Annotated in this window: 16 protein-coding genes and 1 pseudogene; 4 read left to right on the plus strand and 13 right to left on the minus strand. The window is 51.7% G+C overall.

Annotated features, from left to right (window positions below; translation table 11 throughout):
- The first annotated feature begins 40 nt into the window (after positions 1 to 40).
- Both tnpA and tnpC read left to right on the plus strand, forming a co-directional pair.
- Positions 41 to 406, plus strand: a complete 366-nt coding sequence (tnpA, locus tag BW956_RS21090) for an IS66-like element accessory protein TnpA (RefSeq protein ID WP_076466274.1) — start codon at positions 41 to 43, stop codon at positions 404 to 406.
- A 109-nt stretch (positions 407 to 515) separates the two neighbouring features.
- Positions 516 to 1,739 (plus strand): annotated as a pseudogene (tnpC, locus tag BW956_RS21100) (IS66 family transposase); the annotation flags it as partial.
- A gap of 389 nt (positions 1,740 to 2,128) precedes the next feature.
- Here the strand turns inward: tnpC and BW956_RS22810 are convergent.
- Positions 2,129 to 2,251, minus strand: coding sequence for a hypothetical protein (locus BW956_RS22810; RefSeq protein ID WP_276327841.1), 123 nt, complete (start codon positions 2,249 to 2,251; stop codon positions 2,129 to 2,131).
- Positions 2,252 to 3,614: 1,363 nt separating this feature from the next.
- On the opposite strand from BW956_RS22810, the gene BW956_RS21105 reads away from it, so the two are divergent.
- Together BW956_RS21105 and BW956_RS21110 are read left to right on the plus strand one after the other, a co-directional pair.
- The gene (locus BW956_RS21105; protein ID WP_076466277.1) at positions 3,615 to 5,564 is read left to right on the plus strand and encodes a hypothetical protein; all 1,950 of its coding nucleotides are present in this window, start codon (positions 3,615 to 3,617) and stop codon (positions 5,562 to 5,564) included.
- Between the two features lie 436 nt (positions 5,565 to 6,000).
- Entirely contained in the window at positions 6,001 to 6,852 is an 852-nt protein-coding gene (locus BW956_RS21110; RefSeq protein ID WP_076466279.1) for an IS481 family transposase, read from the plus strand.
- Between the two features lie 39 nt (positions 6,853 to 6,891).
- Here the strand turns inward: BW956_RS21110 and BW956_RS21115 are convergent, their stop codons facing one another.
- The 12 genes from BW956_RS21115 to gspG all read right to left on the minus strand — a co-directional run bounded on the left by BW956_RS21115 (position 6,892) and on the right by gspG (position 19,273).
- Positions 6,892 to 7,926, minus strand: a complete 1,035-nt coding sequence (locus BW956_RS21115) for an IS481 family transposase (protein WP_076466281.1) — start codon at positions 7,924 to 7,926, stop codon at positions 6,892 to 6,894.
- Positions 7,927 to 8,032: 106 nt separating this feature from the next.
- A complete protein-coding gene (locus tag BW956_RS21120) occupies positions 8,033 to 8,917 on the minus strand; it encodes an RHS repeat-associated core domain-containing protein (RefSeq protein WP_076466284.1) in 885 nt (294 codons plus the stop codon).
- 321 nt (positions 8,918 to 9,238) lie between these two features.
- Positions 9,239 to 9,646, minus strand: coding sequence for a hypothetical protein (locus BW956_RS21125; RefSeq protein ID WP_076466287.1), 408 nt, complete (start codon positions 9,644 to 9,646; stop codon positions 9,239 to 9,241).
- A complete protein-coding gene (locus tag BW956_RS21130) occupies positions 9,643 to 12,420 on the minus strand; it encodes an RHS repeat-associated core domain-containing protein (protein WP_076466290.1) in 2,778 nt (925 codons plus the stop codon). The genes BW956_RS21125 and BW956_RS21130 overlap by 4 nt, the downstream gene beginning before the upstream one ends.
- Before the next feature lie 81 nt (positions 12,421 to 12,501).
- Positions 12,502 to 14,034 (minus strand): DUF6531 domain-containing protein, encoded by a 1,533-nt coding sequence (locus tag BW956_RS22690; RefSeq protein WP_244894400.1) that lies wholly within the window; start codon positions 14,032 to 14,034, stop codon positions 12,502 to 12,504.
- A 597-nt stretch (positions 14,035 to 14,631) separates the two neighbouring features.
- Positions 14,632 to 15,099 carry a type II secretion system protein GspM gene (gspM, locus tag BW956_RS21140; RefSeq protein ID WP_076466292.1) on the minus strand — a complete coding sequence of 156 codons (468 nt, stop codon included), beginning with the start codon at positions 15,097 to 15,099 and terminating at the stop codon, positions 14,632 to 14,634.
- Positions 15,099 to 16,262, minus strand: coding sequence for a type II secretion system protein GspL (gene gspL / locus BW956_RS21145; RefSeq protein WP_175612059.1), 1,164 nt, complete (start codon positions 16,260 to 16,262; stop codon positions 15,099 to 15,101). Before gspL ends, gspM begins: the two co-directional genes overlap by 1 nt.
- Complete coding sequence (gene gspK, locus BW956_RS21150) at positions 16,244 to 17,341, minus strand: type II secretion system minor pseudopilin GspK (protein ID WP_076466297.1); 1,098 nt, start codon at positions 17,339 to 17,341, stop codon at positions 16,244 to 16,246. The genes gspL and gspK overlap by 19 nt, the downstream gene beginning before the upstream one ends.
- Positions 17,341 to 17,967 carry a type II secretion system minor pseudopilin GspJ gene (gene gspJ, locus BW956_RS21155; RefSeq protein ID WP_076466299.1) on the minus strand — a complete coding sequence of 209 codons (627 nt, stop codon included), beginning with the start codon at positions 17,965 to 17,967 and terminating at the stop codon, positions 17,341 to 17,343. The genes gspK and gspJ overlap by 1 nt, the downstream gene beginning before the upstream one ends.
- Before the next feature lie 10 nt (positions 17,968 to 17,977).
- Positions 17,978 to 18,364, minus strand: coding sequence for a type II secretion system minor pseudopilin GspI (gene gspI / locus BW956_RS21160; RefSeq protein ID WP_076466302.1), 387 nt, complete (start codon positions 18,362 to 18,364; stop codon positions 17,978 to 17,980).
- The gene (gene gspH, locus BW956_RS21165) at positions 18,361 to 18,876 is read right to left on the minus strand and encodes a type II secretion system minor pseudopilin GspH (protein ID WP_083703192.1); all 516 of its coding nucleotides are present in this window, start codon (positions 18,874 to 18,876) and stop codon (positions 18,361 to 18,363) included. The genes gspI and gspH overlap by 4 nt, the downstream gene beginning before the upstream one ends.
- Positions 18,839 to 19,273 carry a type II secretion system major pseudopilin GspG gene (gene gspG / locus BW956_RS21170; protein WP_276327842.1) on the minus strand — a complete coding sequence of 145 codons (435 nt, stop codon included), beginning with the start codon at positions 19,271 to 19,273 and terminating at the stop codon, positions 18,839 to 18,841. Before gspG ends, gspH begins: the two co-directional genes overlap by 38 nt.
- Positions 19,274 to 19,278 lie beyond the last annotated feature (5 nt).

The following is a 19,278-nucleotide window of genomic DNA, read 5'->3' on the forward strand; positions in this document are numbered from 1 at the left end:
CTGGCGATAGTGTCCACCTATTTTTAAGTGGACACCTGTTATGACACTGCCAAGCGTATCGGAAGCCCCCAATAAGCGTCGCCGCTACACCGCCGAGTTCAAAGCCCGGATCGTTGCTGACTGCCAGCAACCCAATGCTTCGGTTGCCCGGATCGCTCTGAAGCATAACCTCAACGCCAACCTGGTCCATAAATGGATCCACGCCGCTCGGCAGCAGCACTCGGAACTGGCACCGCCTGCCTTTTTACCGATTCCCTTACCAGCTCCTTCAGCACTGCCGCCATCAACGGGTACCGGCGACAGTATCCGTATCGAGATCCCACGAGCCAATGGCAGTGTCGTCGTAAACTGGCCTCTGGCTGACGGTGATCGCTGTCTGCGCTGGTTGCAGGATCTGCTGCGATGATCCGTATTGATGAGATCTGGTTAGCCACCGAACCCATGGATATGCGGGCGGGACCGGATACAGCCCTGGCTCGGGTCATTAACGTGTTCGGTGAGGCTCGCCCACACTGCGCTTACCTTTACCGCCAGGGCTGCCTCGTACCGAGATCCATCATGAGCCGGACAATACGGCTTGTGCCTGCGGCTGCCAGCTCAAGCGCATCGGCGAAGACGTCAGTGAGAAGCTCGACTACACGCCCGGCGTGTTCACCGTTGAACAACACATCCGGGGCAAGTGGGTCTGTGATCAGTGCGAGACGCTGATCCAGGCGCCGATGCCGGCACAGATCATCGACAAGGGTATCCCGACCTCAGGTTTGCTCGCCCAGGTGCTGATCGCCAAGTACGCTGATCACTTGCCGCTGTATCGACAGGAACAGATCTTTACCCGTGCCGGCGTCGCACTGCCGCGCTCTACCCTGGCCGAATGGATCGGTGTCTGCGGCGTACAGCTACAGCCCCTGGTCGATGCGTTGCGCGATACGCTCCTCACGGAAGCGGTGTTGCATGCGGATGAGACACCGGTACCCATGCTGTCGCCCGGCAAGAAGAAAACTCATAAAGCCTATATCTGGGCCTACGCCAGCACCGCGTTCTCTGACCTGAACGCGGTGATCTACCACTTCACGCCTGGACGGGGCGGACAGCACGCCCGCGATATGCTCGGTGAGTGGAGCGGCAAGCTGGTCTGTGATGACTACAGCGGATATAAGGCCAGCTTCGCCAAAGGGGTTACCGAGATCGGCTGTATGGCCCATGCCCGGCGCAAGTTCGTGGAACTGGAAGTCAGCGGTAAAAGTCAGATCGCCGGCCAGGCCGTCGAACAGATCCGGCAACTCTATGAGATCGAACGTGAAGCCGCGTCGCTCTCAAGCGAGATGCGGCACAGGGTCCGGCAAAGCCGATCCAAACCGATACTGGACGGGCTCCATCAGTGGATGCAGGCGCAGCGCACGAAAGTGCCCAGCGGAACAGCGACCGCCAAGGCGCTGGACTACAGTCTGAAGCGCTGGGCTGCCCTGACGCGTTACCTTGATGATGGGGCGGTGCCGATCGATAACAACCGGGTGGAGAACCTGATCCGGCCCTGGGCGCTGGGTCGGAAGAACTGGCTGTTCGCAGGTTCCTTGCGCAGTGGCCGGCGGGCTGCCGCGATAATGAGTCTGATCCAGTCAGCCAAGCTCAATGGCCATGAGCCCTATGCTTATCTAAAGGACATCTTGGAACGACTGCCAACCCAGAAAGCCAGTGCGATCCACGAGCTGCTGCCGCAGCACTGGTCACCTGGTGCATGAAAAGACGGGGAGTTCCGCTGCGTCCTTGCAGCCTCCGACACATCCTTGAAAGGTGACAGAGGCTCTCATCCTGAGAGCACTGGCACTCCATGGCCCTCTGTCAGGTACTGACCATACGGATAATCGTGAACATCTGCACACCTGTTGAGCATCAACTTGCGCTGGATCAAGTACTGATGGCTCAGGGTAGTCAAGGTGTGGTTACCGGACGGTTACCCTGTAACGACTTAGGCCTTCGGTATCTTGCCTCTCTAAGGCGTCTCAAAGTCTTCACTTCTGCATGTTGGTTAGAAAAGTTATGTGGTTGTCTGGTTTAATGGTTGCTTAGGGTAAGATCCCTGTATTCATAGATGCTGGAGGGTGTTTGCCTTTAGTGCACCACTCTTCATCTACAGCGGACCACCACCAGCTCCTTGCGCACCAGCTGTTGCTTTCAGCGCACCACCAGGCACCTTCAGCGCACCATTTTTTACACGACTCGACTCGTTCATGCCTTCAGCGCACCACGTCATGATGAATAAGCCTGCTGGATGGCATGCTAGCCAGTGCCTTTAGTGCACCACTCTTTCAATGCTACCGCTTGCCTTATGTGCACCACTCTTTCAATGCTACCGCTTGCCTTATGTGCACCACACCCTTTCCCCCCTGTAGTGCACCACTTTTAGATAGTGCCTGTAGCGCACCACTTTTGTTTACGGGAGTGAGGTCGGGTTTCGCGCTCGTACCATTCCGGGTGATCAACAGTGTGATGCTCCAGGGTCTAGTCTGGAGGTCTGAAGAAATCCAACCTAAAGAATAAATCAACATTCAGCGCCTCTTGGGTGTCAGCACTAAGCGATGAGCTATGGTGTTGGTTATATCTGTTAAGTGGTTTCATGGTTAGTTGGTTATATGGTTGATAGTAGTAGAAACCTTGTAGATACGGGCCCTCTGGACTATTTGCCTTTAGTGCACCACCTGCCACTTATAGCGCACCACTCCGTACTCGTTGCACACCGCCAAACAGCTGTAGCGCACCAGGGTCTGTGTGTAGCGCACCAACTACCACCTACAGCGCACCACCTCGCATGCACCTTAAGCGCACCACATTGCCTGCTTTCTTATGTTGATGTGTCTGTAGCGCACCACTTTCTTCCGCCTGTAGCGCACCATCTTTTTAAACATGGTGCACAAGGAAGACATGAGGCATATCAAAACGGGTGATCAAGCTGAAAGCCTTATAGATAGGGGCCTTTCGCATTGTGGAGGCGTTTGTGTGAAGGGTATTTCAGTGCTGGTACCTGTCTGTACCTGAGGGCTGATGATCTACTCAAGGTTGGTTTGTATAGGTAAAGCTGGTGCGCTTCTCAGCCGGGATGTATAGGCGCGAGCGGTGCGCTGTTTGGTCACTCTGTATAGGCATCGTTGGTGCAGGGTTCTGCCAATATGTATAGGCAGTACTGGTGCACTCCATTGTCTAACTGTGCAGGCAGATCTGGTGCACATAAAAGCCAATTCGTACAGGTAGTTATGGTGCACAGTTAAGCCGATCTGTATAGGCAATGCTGGTGCACTGCTTGGTAGACGTGTATAGGCGGTTTCGGTGCGCGTAACTGCCGAAATGTGTAGGCGGCTGTGGTGCACAGCAGGGCCGGTATGTGTAGGTAAAACTGGTGCACTATATGGCCGTGTTGTATAGGTAAGTACGGTGCGCAATACGGCCAAGGTGTATAGGTAGAGTTGGTGTGCTTAAGTGTCAATTTGTACAGGCAATCTGGTGCACATAACTAAAATGGTGCTAAAGTTCAGGGTTAACAAGACAAAACCCTCTCAGAACAGCCTCTTGCGGCGGTCAGTGAGGGTGATCCTGATTTAGCCAATAACGGAAGTGCGAGAATGAGTGACTTATTGGGCGATGACTTTTACGAACTGGTTTCCAGGTCGATCGATTCCCAGGGCACCGAACAAGTCTCTCTATCAGCAAGAGCAAATCTCTATGTGCCAGTGAAGCAAGGCACTATTTTCGTGTACTCGAATACACTGGTTGATGCGCTAAAGAACCCGGACTTTTCAGCAGAGGTCCGCACGATTGCCAACATGATCGATAGTTTCGATAAGCGGTTTGCCCGCGGAGTAGAGCCCGTTGGTAAGGTCTTTCAGGCGCTGTGTGACCCGGAAGAGAACGAGCAAGAGATCAAAGACTATCGTTTTGTCACCCGGCAAGAGGTGATCCGCAGAGGCACAGTACACAACACGGCCGTGTTTTCCAGGGTCGTTCAGGAGTTAGAGGGGTATGGCCTTATGCGCACCCTTGTACCTCGCCGTGGAGCAAAGCCGAAGATCAATGTTATTGATTACCCCTTCACGCCAGATAAGCCTGTTACTGAGCCCGTTCGCGTTAATGCTGTTATCGATATGTCAGGGCACCGCCCTATGGCGAAGGCAGCTGAAGCTGATCGTGAGTTGCGATTGGTGGATATGAGGCGCCAGGCACTGCACCGAAGTCGCCCACACGCGTCACACCATGCCGACGGCCGCCCTATAACCGTGTACTCGCGCACGACCGAAGTACGCACACCGAGCGGTGAAGTTACGACTGTTGAAATGACGGCACGTACATTCGAGGGCACTGATACCCCCGTTATGTCCAAGCAGGACGATCTCAAGTTTTCCATACTGCTGGGTTGGTGCCTGATCGAAATCCGTGCTCGTAAGCGTATAGGCGCACCACTTGATGACTGGTTTGTACTGACGCCCGAAGCACTCGCAGAGCATCTTGGCTTTACCGATCTCTCCTCGCAGGTCTATGACATGTCCCGCATGATTGAGCGCTGGCGCGATACCCAAGTGACAGCAGAAGCCTTGATCATGGAAACCGAGGAAGCACCAGGTGAATTTGCTCGGTACCTGGCGCAAGACACCATGACTCAGTTCTCTCAACACCAGGCAACCTACAAGGAAACCAGGAAAGGGCGAAGGATTACGGCAATACGCTTCAAGCTCACTCCTGACGTACAAAAAGACTTGGAGCGCAGGGCGAATAGTGACGCTGACGAAAAGCGCATCGAGAATCTGGCCGCATTTCTGATCCAAAACTCGAGCCGAACACTCATGAGTGATTCTTTTGCGATCGCACTGAATCACTTCTTCTGGACGTGGGCTCGTAATTTCAGAAGGGTGGGCGGTTGGTCATTTGAGCTTTGGGAAGGACTCAGCCAGGTGTTCGATTTTGAGTTTCCGCTTAGAAAGCCAGGCATGTCTGCAGCTGAATGGAACCGGGTGTATGCCAGATCCCGGACACAGTTCAATCGCATGCTGCAGAAGTTTCTGGGGCTGTTCAGCAAGGATAGCAATAAGGACTGGGAGACGTGGACATCGTTTGAAGGTGGGGACATTGTGGTCGATATGCTGGATTGTCGGCTGGAGATACATTTAGAACCTCGTTCAAAGAATGAGCGAAACAAAGGCACTGTATGTATTAAGGCCCTGCCGAAGAAGCTTCAAAATTCACCTGCAGCAGTGAAAGACCTTCCTTCAGAAGAAGAGATTGCCAAATCTACCGACATGTTGCTCCAGTATGGCGTCAGCAAGAAGGCGATACCGGCACTGGCTAAAGGCTACAGCTTTGAGCACATTGAAAAATGCGTGCACCTGGTTCAATGCAGCATGGATGCCAAGCCCGATACGATCGGTAATCCGACAGGCCTGCTGATCACATTTATTAAAGAGAAGCACCCGGACGTGCTGGATATAGAGCTTGCTGAAATGCGCCTGCTGGCGGAGAAAAGGAGAAATCGAAGGGCTGTGTCCGAGAAGCTTCACGACTTTGACGATCTCGATTTCTAAGTAAAAAGAGGTAGCTGGTTGGGCAACTACCTCTTTCACAATAACTGCCTGAATACTGATGTAGACGGGTTACTTGGGCGCTCCAGGTCCTCTAGCCGCACCCGGCACTTGCTCTGATTCCAGGTGCTTTGCCACAGCATCCAAATCCAATCGCTCGGCTATCTCCGCGTCAGTCATTGGGCGCAAATCCATAGGCTTCGGACTCAGTCAGCCCATATTCGAAAGTGAAATTTTGACTTCCTTCCCTCCCTTCGAGCTTCGCGACTCAGAAATAGGATTCCCTTTACAGGGTGCCAACCGATCACTCGGTTAGCTGGTTCCTGCTGCTGACCGCTAGCTGTGGGCGCTAAGGAGGTTGTTCACGCCGGTTAAGTTCGAGATGCTATATCGCCAAACAAACAGCACAGACCAACCGACATGAACAACCCTCACAAAAATGCCTTATATTCGAGCCCTGATCGTTTATCGAGCCCTCCGTCAGCTGCAGCCGGTGCGAGACATTGCCAGCACTTTTGGTATCAGCACGCACACCGTGTACAAATGGCTTGCTCGTTATCGAGAGTCGGAAGTAGCAGGGTTGGAGTCAGCATCCAGCCGGCCACGCTCTTCACCCGCACAAATTCCTGAGCCGTGGATTGAACTGATTCGGAAAATGCGCCTGACACTCAAGTGGACCGCCAAGCAGATCGCACAGGCACTGAATCTGGCGTACTCCACCGTGACAGCGGTCTTGCGTCGGCTGAAGCTAAATCGCGCGTCACACCTGGAGCCGGTGCAACCTGTGCAGCGCTACGAGCACCCCAAGCCGGGTGACATGTTGCATATGGATATCAAGAAGCTACCTCGCTTCGACAAGCCCGGGCACCGCGTGACGAACAACCGTCGCCAAAACACGCGAGGCGCCGGTTATGAGTGCGTCCATATTTGTATCGACGGTCATAGTCGCTGGGCCTTTGCACGGGTTTTACCCGATGAACAGCAAGGTACCACAGCCCGTTTTCTTGAAAACGCTCTCGCGGCCTATCGTGATATCGGTGTTGAGGTAAAACGCTTGATGGCCGACAACGGCCCGGCCTATCGATCTCGTCGCTTCAATGCGGTGTTGCAGCGAGAAGGCATCAAGCATGTATATACGCGTCCTTATACACCTAGAACGAACGGCAAGGCGGAGCGCTTTATACAAACCATGATCCGAGAGTGGGCGTATGCAGTGCCCTACGCAAACGACATCTCAAGAGCCTGGGCGCTGACGGATTGGATTAATTGTAGTAATCCAGACTCGATCTGACAGTTACCGACTTTTCAGGCAGTGACTGTCAGGTCAAAATCAGTTCAGTTTCTTCTCCAACCAAACCGATTTTCCATCCAGCAGGGTTTCCATTGGGGTGCGTCCACAGCACATCTTGCCCTGGTGGGTACGCTCAGTGTTGTAGTACTTGATCCATTCGTCCAGGTCAGTCTGGAGCGCTTCGATACTGTCATACAGCTTACGCCTGAATGTGACCTGGTAGAACTCCTGCAAGATCGTCTTGTGAAAGCGTTCACAGATGCCGTTGGTCTGCGGTGATTTGGCCTTTGTCCGCGTGTGTTCAATGTCGTTGATCGCCAGATAGAGCTGGAAATCATGCTGCTCCGCTTTGCCGCAGTACTCGGTTCCCCTGTCGGTCAGGATACGCAGCAGAGGCAACTCGTGTGACTCGAACAATGGCAGCACACGATCATTCAGCAAGTCTGCGGCGGTGATCGGCGTCTTGGTGGTATAGAGCTTCGCACACGCTACTTTTGAGTAGGTATCCACGAAGGTCTGTTGATAGACACGTCCGACACCCTTCAGCGTGCCGACGTAGAAAGTGTCCTGTGAGCCAAAATAGCCAAGGTGAGCGGTCCCGGTCTCACCAGAAGCTTCATCGTCGTGTTTCTTGCGTTCCAGAGCAGCAACCTGGGGTTCCGTCAGTACGAGTCCTTTCTCAGCGGCTTCGGCCTCCAGAGCCGCCAGGCGCTGTTTGAAGTTGGCCAAGCCGTGTCGAATCCAGATACTGCGCACACCGCTGGCTGAGACGAATACGCCATGCTTACGCAGTTCATTGCTGACTCGTACCTGTCCGTGTGCAGGTTGTTCGACTGCATAGGCGACAACCGCCGCTTCGACTTGCTCATCAACACGGTTCTTCAGATTGGGCTTACGCCGTGTTTTATCGAACAAGGAATCGACACCACCTTCCTCGACCGCAGCCTTGTAGCGATAGAAGGTGTCACGGGACAGCCCCATGACCTTGCAGGCTCTCGACACATTGCCCAGCTCCTCAGCGAGATTGAGCAATCCGAGCTTGTGTTTGATGATACGTTCGTTACTCTGAATCATGAGGGTTACCTCTTCGACTTCGATGCTTGTTTGGTCACTTTCATCAAAGTCGGTAACCCTCCCTTCTTCAAGGGCAGGTGTCAGATCAAGTCTGAACTAATACAGATTAATCGCTACAACAAACAGCGCCCTCATTGCAGTATCGGAAATCTACCGCCGATGTCTCGAATACCGAAACTGCGTGAACAACGTGTTTAGCATTCACACCTAGAGCTGGTCCAACTCCGATAGCGGTAACAGTCGCTCTCTTTCCGTCTACCCAATCTGAAGTCATTTGATAGCGTGTCGCTGTAGCTCCTACTCCACCAACTACACCAACACTTGTCGCTGTTCCTCTCCAACGTAGAAGCCCGAACGGATCACTATAAATCAACGGATTATTTTCTACATAACCATACGTGTTCAATCCACCGTCGAGCCCAATCGGATCACTCTGAATATACCGCCCCGTACTGGGGTCGTAATCCCGATAGTAGTTGTAATGTAGCCCCGTTTCACTGTCAAAATATTGGCCAGGAAAGCGGAGGTTGAATGTCAGGATACTCCCAGGGGCAACAGCGGCTTGCCCAAATGCATCATAGTCCGCCCGCCAGACCACCGTTCCCTGATTATCACTCACGACCTGCGGTGTATTGAGGTGGTCGGTGTGTATGTAGTACACAACGGCTGAAGCGGGGCCTGAATGAATTACCGCCAGTGGCTGTGTGCCCAACCAGACATATTCCACTTTTGTTTGCCCGCTATGATCAAGCTCGGCCAGCAGCTGCCCAGATTGATTGTACAGATAGTAGGTGGTCTGGCCATTAACAGTCTTGCTTGTACGCTGACGATGAGCATTGTACGTGTAGGTTGCGCTTACCGTGCCGCTCACACTGGTGAGACTGTTGTAGCGGTCGTAGCTGAAGCTCAGGCCACCTTTACTCAGTACATTGCCATTCGCATCGTACCACCCCACAGTTTCCTGCGTAGATTTATCACGTTTTTGCGCCAAAAGGTCTCCACATCAGCCTATGAGGCTGGCTGGTACAGAGTTTTGCCCCCCCTCTAACACTTGGATGAGCTGCTGGACAGAGTAGCCCAGCTAATTCACTTCGAGAATTGACAGGGAGGTAAATAGTTGAAGAATCAACTGGTGGGGCAATCTCCCCCGGCCGCACCGCAATTTGGCACAGCCGTTAACGCCAGATCAGGAGAGGCTGTCACTTTCATCGGCTCCCACACCTTCTGAGCTGGCCAAGCATGTACACCGAAACCGGAAAGGTGTGCAGGCTCCGATGGCCAGAATGAAAAAATTATTCTGGCCCCATTTATCTTATTGGCCCCGTTTATTATTCAAAAAGAAATAGCGCTTTATCAGCAATATATCCTCCTCTTTCCACCCAAGATCGGAATCAGTTTCAGCTCGATGTAGTCGCTTTTCAAAGTTTTCACGCACTTTATCTGGCCGCAACAGTGCTGGCTCAATTTCCGTGCAATATAGTGCTGCAGAACGGACGGTTGAGGTAACTGCATCACAAAGCACAGTCACGAGCACCGCGTCAATCTCGCCATCAAGCCCTTCAGCTATTGAATCCCCCATAGCTCCCAAACCATTCACTACATACAAATCCGGGCGACTTTCATCTACGTGCAACTGCTTCACATCAATAGATTCCGGCCAACAATGAAGGACTCTCTCAAGCAGCACGCTAAAGAAAAGTTCAGAATCGGCTTTACTCATTTTCTAATTCTCCCATCAGGCCAGATACTGTTTGGCTTTTCACCTTTTTCCCACGATCTTTTATTTGGCCATCGCTTCCACTGAGACCCGTCACCTTGACGGCTACCATGCTGTGACTTATCGCGCTCCCAAACGGAACCATCCTCCGGGTTCAGCTTTGCGCCCTTCCCACCATTGATTCGGTCAAAATCAGAGTTATCAGGATTATTGGGGTACGGGGCTTCAGAAGTTGGCACTCGATCATCATGAGCCCCAGATCCACCTTCCGAGAATACTAAGTTTCCATTTCTATTAACCCTTGGTGAATATGTCCGACCTGTCCTTGGCGAACTCCTGTCCGTATAGGGGCTCGAAGAGCAGTTGTAGAAGTCATAATCGTCATATGACGAGCCATTTGGAGAAGGTAAGGCACCAGCAGCCCCACCGCCGAAAATTGGGGATGCCCCACCTCCTACTCTCCCAGCACTATTCGGTAGCCCTCGAAGCCCCTCAGGATCAACATAAGATAGTGGATTGCCCCCAACATAGGCATAAGTATTCAGCCCGCCTTCAAGCCCAATCGGATCACTCTGAATATACCGCCCCGTACTGGGGTCGTAATCCCGATAGTAGTTGTAATGTAGCCCCGTTTCACTGTCAAAATATTGGCCAGGAAAGCGGAGGTTGAATGTCAGGATACTCCCAGGGGCAACAGATGCTTGCCCAAATGCATCATAGTCCGCCCGCCAGACCACCGTTCCCTGATTATCACTCACGACCTGTGGTGTATTGAGATGATCAGTGTGTATGTAGTATACGACGGCTGAAGCGGGGCCTGAATGAATCACCGCCAGTGGTTGTGTGCCCAACCAGACATATTCCACTTTTGTTTGCCCGCTATGATCAAGCTCGGCCAGCAGCTGCCCAGATTGATTGTACAGATAGTAGGTGGTCTGGCCATTAACAGTCTTGCTTGTACGCTGACGATTAGCATTGTACGTGTAGGTTGCACTTACCGTGCCGCTCACACTGGTGAGACTGTTGTAGCGGTCGTAGCTGAAGCTCAGGCCACCTTTACTCAGTACATTGCCATTCGCGTCGTACGTGTAAATACTTTGCGTTGAACCACTGATCTCGAGCAGACGGTTGCTCCAGCTGTCGACGTAGTACGTATCCACCGACTGGCCAGCTGTTTCACTCAAGCGGTTTCCGTTGCTGTCGTAAGTCCAGCTTAGGATAGTGGAGGGTGTTTGCGCATATTCCAGCCGACGCAGAGGGTCATAATCAAAGACTAACTGACCACTGACCTCCCGATTGACACCCGTAATATCATCGTTGCCATTAAAGCTGTAATTCCGGTCGAGTAACTGGCCGACCTGAGTATCGGTGAGCCGGTATTGGATGTCGTATGTGTTGGTTAGCGTCAGCCCGTTGCCGTAGGTCAACCCACTGACGGGCCCGAAGGGGGCATGGGTAATGCTGTTGGCCAGCGTTGTCGTCACACCGCCCTGGACTGTGGAGATAGACTCAATATTCCCCACAGCGTCTCGCTGAAACAGTACGACCCGTCCACTCGGGTAGGTGATTGAAGACAAGACGTCGGCGTCGTTGTATCCATACCCAATGGTCTGGGCAATACCACCCAGTACGTGGGTAACGCTGGCTTTCAATCCTCGCGCTGTATAATCGTAACTGATATTTGTGTTCGGCCCTGTGATATTGGTGAGTTGACCAATACCATAACTTGCGTTGGGGTCATCGTAAGTCAGGGTTATCGTCTGACTCGGATCATAAGGGTCTTCGATCTCGGTCAGACGATTGAGTGCATCGTACGCGTAATGGGTTTGCTGTCCGTTAGCATCAGTCTCTCCTGTCAGGTTGCCGGCGGAATCATAGGTGTAGCTCGTTGTCCCCGTATCAGGGCTGATTTGCTGCACCCTGTCACCGTAGCCATTGTAAACATACTGGGTGGTGTGGCCATTTGGATCAGACACGGATGTCAGCTGGTTCAGACTGTCATATGAATACAATGTCTGCCCTTGCAAGGCGTCTGTTGTCTGTGTAAGCCGGTTAAGGGCATCAAAAGCATGCGCAGTCGTGTTGGCTTCCCCGTCGATGGCTTGGACCAGATTGCCATTTAAGTCATATTGCCGTTGCTGACTGCCATTGAGCCCCACCACCTCAAGGAGACGCGAGAGTTCGTCATATACTTGAGCACGGGTATAACGCAGACTTTCATTTGCATCCAGAATACGCTCTTCGACTCGATTACCTGCGGCGTCTAAAACATACTCGATACGGTTGCCAAGCGAGTCAGCAATGGCACTCACACGACCGGTATCATCGTAGAGGTAGGTAAGTGTCGTTTGGTCGGGCAAGGTGATACCGGTCAGATTACCGATAGCATCATATGTAAAACCGGTGGTGGCGCCGGCGGTGGTGCGAGTAATCAGTCGGCCAAGGCCATCATAGGCCAGCGTCGTTAATACCCCGTTGGGGTCAACCAATGTCAGAGGGCGTCCATCGGCATCATGCGCAGTGATCTCACTCACCTGGCCAAGAGCATTGGTCACCTGGATCAAGTTGCCTTGCCCATCGTAGTCGTAACTGGTGACATCTTGCACATCAGTACGGGGGCCATCAGCTGTTGCCATCTGGCCGGGAATCGGGCCATTTGTCCCGGCAGTATCGGGATGATAGGTGTAAGTCCAGCTGCGATTTGCGTGCGCCGTGTTGACACCTAGCGCCAGTAATAAAACGCCGCCCAGCAGGCGCGTGCCCAAATGCTTCATCATAGTGTCATTCCTCACGTATTGTCCTTGTATGCCATATCCACCCTGGATGGCAGCTCCGATAGTGTTCAGGTTTGAAAACTATCAGGGCTGCGGCGTCACCACCTGACTCAATAGTCGCCCGGTAGCGTCATACGTCATCTCAGTGACTCGCTGCGGCTCGGTAATCATGACCGGTAGCTGCAAAGTCGGGTGCCACTGGGTTGTGATTGTCCGTGCCTCAGGGGTACCGCTTGCTTCCGTTTTACTCGTTTCCAGTCCGCGACTGTTGTATTGATAAACGGTTACAATCCCGCGTTCATCTGTTTTGCTTGTCAGTAAACCCCTGGTGTCATAGCTGTAGCTGGAGTTACTGGCAGGGCAATTAGGCGTTGGCTCGCCATCTATCGATGCTATACGCTTCACACCGTCAATGACGACGTAGTGGTAGGTCACTTCACGACCAAGCGCATTCGTGACAGTCACCGAACCATCGGTGTTATAAACGATGCTGGTCTCATCAGCGCCGTCTGCATGAACACTTTTAGTAGCACGTCCCGATGAATCGTATTCCCAGGTGACATAACGTACCCCCCGCTCATCGGTAATACCCGTCAGGAATTGCGGGTAAGTAGCGTTCTCGTAGTGAAATATGCGCTCGAGCGTCTGACCACCCGCCAGGGTAGTAACCTGAGTCAGGCGTGACGAATTGTAGGTGTAAGTGGTCGATAAAGAGCTAGTGGCCAACGAAAGCGGTTGGAAGTGTTCATCCTGAGTGAACGTCAACTGGTGACCAAATGTATCTTCTACCAGTACATCAGTTGCACCATAGGTCAGCACATGAAATTGTCCGTTGATATTGGCCATCCGAGTGAGACGCCCCTGACTATCGAAGTCGAAAACGTCCTGCCTGGAAGAGGTATATCGCCACCCAGTTCCGGTTTGTTCCAAGGTTCCCAACTCTGCCGGGCTGGGAGTGATCGTGCTGCCAGTAACAGTAAATGCCGACTCACGACCATCAGCGAGGACTAATGTGATGAGTCCACTCGTGATGTTCAGGCGTGTGGAATAGTTGTGTCTCCAGTAACCATCCACACTGTTGTAATGCCGAGCAAAGAACAGCGGATACGGCCCATTCGCACGATAGTCTTCTTCCCTCTGGAATTTGTTACCGATTGCAGTGTTGATGGGATTCCCCCGTGAGCTACTGGGGGCATCACAGGCCAGGGTCTCGGGCTCACCTTTATTCTTCCCTAGAGTGACCTCAGGGTCGTAGAACAGGAGCATGCTATCCGTTGCACTGCATCCGCCGGCACTTCCTGATACTGAAAAGAAATTGTTACCTTCTTTCAGGTTAACGGACACTCCACGCGTTTCCAGGAAACTGACGGCAGCTGTAAAAGATCCTGAGTAATTGAAAAATGGGGTGCCGTTTAGGGTGGCGGTAACGGTACCATAGTCACCATGCTGAGCATCTGCACCACCTTGACCATAAACGGTGATAGTAGATGACCTGACGGTTGTACCATCACTGGGTGATGTAAACTGTAGCGTACATGCCGCATTGGCGATCGACGAAAAGCCTTGCCCTGCAAGCAGGAGCCCTGTGACCGATGCAATTCGAAGCATTTTGCTCATCATTAAATCCTTTTAAAGTATTAACGCGTTATATAAATCACGCTCCACCCAATGCACCTATAGAAAGTGGTTAGGTTCCTTCAATCCAGTATTGTGTGATTTATGAGTCGATATGCCCATTTTTATCTAAATGAGTTCATGACCTTATATTTATACTACCGGTCAGCCAAGATTAGCTGACCAGAAGACTTAACACCCGCCATGTAAGAGGCATTAAATATCAGTAGGCAAGGCTCTTTGCTTGCTTCCCGGAATCTGGATTTTGTTGTTGAAAGCTTTGATCGATAGAGCGCAACACTAAACCGGCATGGAGTAAGTATATTGAAGAATGCGATCTGAGCCAGGTATTCGGTTGAGATGATATATTCGAAATGGGGCTAGGGCTGCCACTAACGTATGATATTTCCAGCTTCATCTGAACATCCTTATTCGTCGCCGAACAATAAGAATAGAGAGTCTAATATAAAAACTAGACACTCCAACAAAATTCACAATCCTTTGCGAGGTTTGAAAGCCTTCAAGCGATACTACCATTACAAAATAAATTGGCAACACCAATAGTGAGTACAGGGATCGAGGACTGAATTCCTTTCAGCCCTAACGGCCAAAGGTGAGCTGAGCCTTCACCCGACCAGGCATATCTGTCGCACGTACATTGGCCTGTTTCAAGATAACCCCATCTACGTGTAATCTGTCGATCATAGTCAAAACCATATTAAAGTTGGCTTTATCAAATGATAGCTGAACCTCGCTTTCACCTTTGCTTTGCATCCGGGCCGGTTTCAGGTTTAGTTCGTTGGTTTTGTGTGTAATTAGTCGCTGTAACGGTACATTTGAATGCTGAACATAAGTACCATTTACTTGCAGATGTAGAACCTCTTCTGCTGCCCTTTCCATCCATGCGGCAAGGGCGCGTTTTTCAGCGACTTGTTGCAGCAAATGCTCATTACTCTCAGACAAAGGCCGCCATATTAGGTAAGCGAGCAATACCAAGGCACACACGCCCCCTAGCCACAACACCAGCTTCTCCCTTTCCTCTAGGCTCTGGTAATAAGCGCTAAACATTAACGAACCTCCGTGACCGTAATACGCCCTTTAGTTGTCTTTGCAGAACTTGAAAACTGCCCTAACTGACTATTCACACCCTCTACATTGAGGCGCTCGTTAAGCTGCTGGATACTTCCCGCATTATCACTTTTCACTTCAAGTGCTATGCGCCTACCCTCGGCATCGTAGTGGAGCATGTCCATCCGTACATCCTGATATTGCTGAAACGCGGGTACACTTGTATCCAAAACTTGCAGAAGGGGTGACCCCATTTGCTTACGCCTTAACTGCTCTAACCGTCTTTCCATCTGGACACGAGGATTCACTATCCGTTGAGCATCAGGGAAGGTCTCGCGATAAAGGGCTTCAACTTGTTGATCGAAAGATTCCTTCTCACGGGATAGCCTATAGTTATCCACTGCTAACTGCGCAAAGCTGATCAAGACAAGCAGCATCATTAGTAGTGCGGGTATACGCCAATGGCTAATCAGCTCACGCACAGGATCTCGTAACTTGTAATCTCCCTGCATCAGATTTATGGCCTGTTCCAGGTTCAGGTAGCGTGCCATAGATGCCAGAGGTGACTCATCCTGATTCACGTCTAACGTCTGTATAGGAGCAGCCCGTTCCAGCATTGGGACCAACTGATGCAGTCCATCTCGCGTCAGTGCAACTCCCTGGCATTGATCGAACTTCAATAACACTCGGTCTTCTAATTCTAGCTTAGACCACTGCTTGGCCTTGCCTTCAAGCGATTGTGCATCGGCAAAAACACCCTTAATAGGCATGTTCGTGGACGAAATCAGTTCGTGCCAACCCTGGATCAGGGAACGCGATACCACCTGTACCGCGTAATGCCCCTCTCTTGGACTGGAGTCCTGGGCAAAGTGCAGTTGATCCGGGTCTTCACAAAGCTGCTCTTCTAATTGAAAGGGGATGGCTCGACGTGCAGCGCGACTATTTACAGGCAGAGAAACCGAAGTAGAGAGTATCTGTTCCTGCGGCAGCAGCAGATAGCAGGGGTACAAAAGCGCTAAATTCCGCAGACTGGTTAGCTCACTCCCACTCTGCAGCCGTCCGCTGTCTAGTTGGCGAGCGCCAGCCCTACTCCAAATCAACCAATCAATCGGTTGATTTGGATAGCCCTTGCCCCACATCAGCATTATCTCATTCCTGGCCACCAACCAGCTCCTTTAGCTCGCTTGCTGCCAGAATTGCCATCTGGCCACCTCTCCAACTCGCCATACTGACGTTGATAGACATAGGTCTTTCCATCACGAACGTGGATATTGGAATACATTAACAACCGGGTGTTGCGGTAATTCACCTCTACTCTGGCAAAAAAGAAGTCCGAACTTACGCTGAGGTGCTCTTTGACAGCCACATCAAGATCCTTAACATCGTTCTTTCCCTCAGTTAGCATGCTCCAGAACTCCTCTACGTTTCCAACCCCTCCGCTCGGACGGTGCGCCAGCCATTCATCTATATCTTCTAACAAAACTTTATCCTTAAATAGAGCAGCCAACACAGCGGCATTTTCAGGCTGGAGCGTATTTAAATTAATAGTAACTCGGTCACTCGGTACTGCACAAAGCATTTGCCCCAATATTGAGAGCCGCTCCAGTTCGTCGTCGTTTAAACTTTTTCCCGCACTGGAAAAACCCTTGATATAGTTAAGTTCGCTCATCGAGACTAGCGGGCTATTTGCCGGTAGATAGGGAGGCTTTCGACTCGTATAGTAAAGATCCTCTGCGCCATGAAAGCCCGTCGGCAGTGTATCGCTGTCTAGCCAATCACGTAACGGCTCCACCATAGCTTCAACCTCTCTCGGCTCGAACTCCATTAGACTCAGTAGAGCCGACAAATGGCGGCTTGCTCCACCTTCGTTCGCTTCAGAATCCGCACTGTGTGGGGTATTGAGTGACGCCAACCCATTGAGGTTGAAACAGGTCCGTCGATCCTTAATGCTGAGCCGAATCAGCCCTCCCTCTACGGGGTATCTGAGCATCGAACTCGCCCAAGCTTGACCCAAATGTATACGTCCATCATTCGTCAGAGCAGACTCTATCAGCTCCCGTGCCAGCCGCTCCCCTCCTTGAGCATACCAGTAGGCTTGCTGGTACTCCTGCTGGTTTTCGGCCCGTCGGATACTAAGTTGCAAACTGGAGCCGAGATTAGCCGCGATAACAGTAATCAACGCCAGTATAAGGAGAACAACTATCAGGGCCGCACCTTCCTGATGATGCCGTGTCACCGCCATCAAAGTCCCTCGGGTAGCAGCAGCGTCTGTGACACCGCGCCATAGCGCTCGGTATCAATCAAGATTTCGACGGCTTTCGGTAGCTCAGAAGCGAAGATTCCATTGCTCATCCCGCCCGCCCAGCCGTCATGCCAGTTCTGACCATAATAAAATCTCAGTTTCAGATCCTTCACATTCTCCATAAGTACCGCTTCATTCCAACGCTCGTGAGCTGGGGCTTCCAGATAGGGAGAACTGTCACGATACAACCGCCCTTCCGAAAACCTGTAACGAACTCTCTCCAATTGGGAGACTGGAACCTGGTAACTTAAAATGCGTCGTCCCGTCCTATAGAAATCGAGTAACACGCCTTCAGATTCACCTTCGTCGTCCAAGTTTGCGATAAGAGGCTGTCGGCGATGTTCCCCAAGATCGGTACGCCCTGCACGAAACACTATCTGCTCAAGGTCGCGTCTCAGCCACTGCTGAGTACTTTGAAGCCGCTGAAGGGAGTCAATACTATCCCCAACAGCCTGTTCACTTTTCACTCCAGCACCGAGAGTAAGCATCGCAGCCAGTCCCAGAAGTGCCAGCAACGCTACTGACACCAGCATTTCCAATAGAGTGAACCCATGTTGGTACCTCATGACTGTCTATTCATGGGGTGGCTCCCATAAAAGCCTGTATCTCAGCCAGCGGGGGCGACTCATTGGAGAGATCTGCATCAGCGGAATAGACACGGGTAGCCACCCGACGCAAAGCTGGATCGTCAGTTTCCGTTACATCCTCTACCAACCTGAGATCCAACCCAGCCAAACTCCGTTTTTGATTACGCTGGCCCAAAGCGGGCCATGTTTGCTGCAGGCGTAATTCAGCGAGGTGATTGTGAGCCACTAGTTGCGCAAAGTAGCGCTGTTCCAACGTCTCCACGATACGTGCTTGTTCCCCCAACACTTTCAGTAAGGCGCCAACTGCAACGGCAAATATGAAAAGCGCGACCAGGAGTTCTAACAAAGTGACACCACGCTGCCTTATTCGAGTCATTCGGCGGGCACTTCAAACCGTCGCACATCACCGCCGAAGCTGGCTGAAATACGATAGCCATGATCAAGGCCGACATGCCATAGCATCAACTCAAAAGGGGTCAATTGGCCATCGCTCAGAATCAAAATCTGGGGTTCATTTGCCCTATTGACGTGTACACCACCGACAATCAGCTCCAGTTCGGTCTCGCTATCCAGAGCCCCTCCTTGCAACCGGGAATCTGGCTCAACCTCACTCCAACTGTTCTGGCGTCTGTGCAGAAAGCGGTAATTACGTTCACCAAATAACAACCCGTAGTCGCTATTCCGATAGATCGCTTCTTCGGTGGCTAAAGCGATTTGGGCTTCTAACCGGCGGGCATCCTGCTGCAACCTTTTCGCGGCTGTATCTGGAAGTGCCAACGATACGCTTACGGCTACTAGACCGATGATCAGTACCACTAGCATCAGCTCCAGCAACGTAAATCCCTGTTGATCACCAGTTACCAATATCGGCGGCAATGCCCTTTCCACCTAGCTCTCCATCAGCGCCCAGAGAATAGATATCTACCTTAGAGTGCTGCCCCGGCTGTAAATACTGGTATGGATTACCCCAAGGATCTTTAGGCAGCCGCTTTATATAACCGTCTGCGTTATAACGTTTGGGTATCGGATCACTTTCCGGTTTAGCAACCAGCGAGTCCAATCCCTGGTCAGTGGTGGGATAAACAAAGTTGTCCATTTTATACATATCTAGAGCCTGTTCCATAAGCATCACATCCGTACGCACCTTCTCCACCATCGCCTTGTCCTGATTCTGCAGTACATTGGGTGCGACAACAGCGACCAGCAATCCCATGATGACAATTACGACCATAATCTCCAGCAGGGTAAAGCCTTGCTGGCCACTATGTTTGAATTTCCTTTTCAAAATAA

Source organism: Marinobacterium stanieri (assembly GCF_900155945.1).
In the GTDB taxonomy this organism is placed as follows: Bacteria; Pseudomonadota; Gammaproteobacteria; order Pseudomonadales; family Balneatricaceae; genus Marinobacterium; species Marinobacterium stanieri.

What these genes read in the sequence shown, in the direction of transcription:
- gspK (WP_076466297.1), bottom strand. Translation starts at nt 17,341, where the DNA reads ATGGCGGTGACACGGCATCATCAGGAAGGTGCGGCCCTGATAGTTGTT.
- BW956_RS22810 (WP_276327841.1), bottom strand. Translation starts at nt 2,251, where the DNA reads ATGACGTGGTGCGCTGAAGGCATGAACGAGTCGAGTCGTGTAAAAAAT.
- tnpA (WP_076466274.1), top strand. Translation starts at nt 41, where the DNA reads ATGACACTGCCAAGCGTATCGGAAGCCCCCAATAAGCGTCGCCGCTAC.
- BW956_RS21110 (WP_076466279.1), top strand. Translation starts at nt 6,001, where the DNA reads ATGCCTTATATTCGAGCCCTGATCGTTTATCGAGCCCTCCGTCAGCTG.
- BW956_RS22690 (WP_244894400.1), bottom strand. Translation starts at nt 14,034, where the DNA reads ATGAGCAAAATGCTTCGAATTGCATCGGTCACAGGGCTCCTGCTTGCA.
- BW956_RS21115 (WP_076466281.1), bottom strand. Translation starts at nt 7,926, where the DNA reads ATGATTCAGAGTAACGAACGTATCATCAAACACAAGCTCGGATTGCTC.
- gspJ (WP_076466299.1), bottom strand. Translation starts at nt 17,967, where the DNA reads ATGAGGTACCAACATGGGTTCACTCTATTGGAAATGCTGGTGTCAGTA.
- BW956_RS21130 (WP_076466290.1), bottom strand. Translation starts at nt 12,420, where the DNA reads ATGATGAAGCATTTGGGCACGCGCCTGCTGGGCGGCGTTTTATTACTG.
- gspM (WP_076466292.1), bottom strand. Translation starts at nt 15,099, where the DNA reads ATGTTTAGCGCTTATTACCAGAGCCTAGAGGAAAGGGAGAAGCTGGTG.
- BW956_RS21105 (WP_076466277.1), top strand. Translation starts at nt 3,615, where the DNA reads ATGAGTGACTTATTGGGCGATGACTTTTACGAACTGGTTTCCAGGTCG.
- BW956_RS21125 (WP_076466287.1), bottom strand. Translation starts at nt 9,646, where the DNA reads ATGAGTAAAGCCGATTCTGAACTTTTCTTTAGCGTGCTGCTTGAGAGA.
- gspI (WP_076466302.1), bottom strand. Translation starts at nt 18,364, where the DNA reads ATGACTCGAATAAGGCAGCGTGGTGTCACTTTGTTAGAACTCCTGGTC.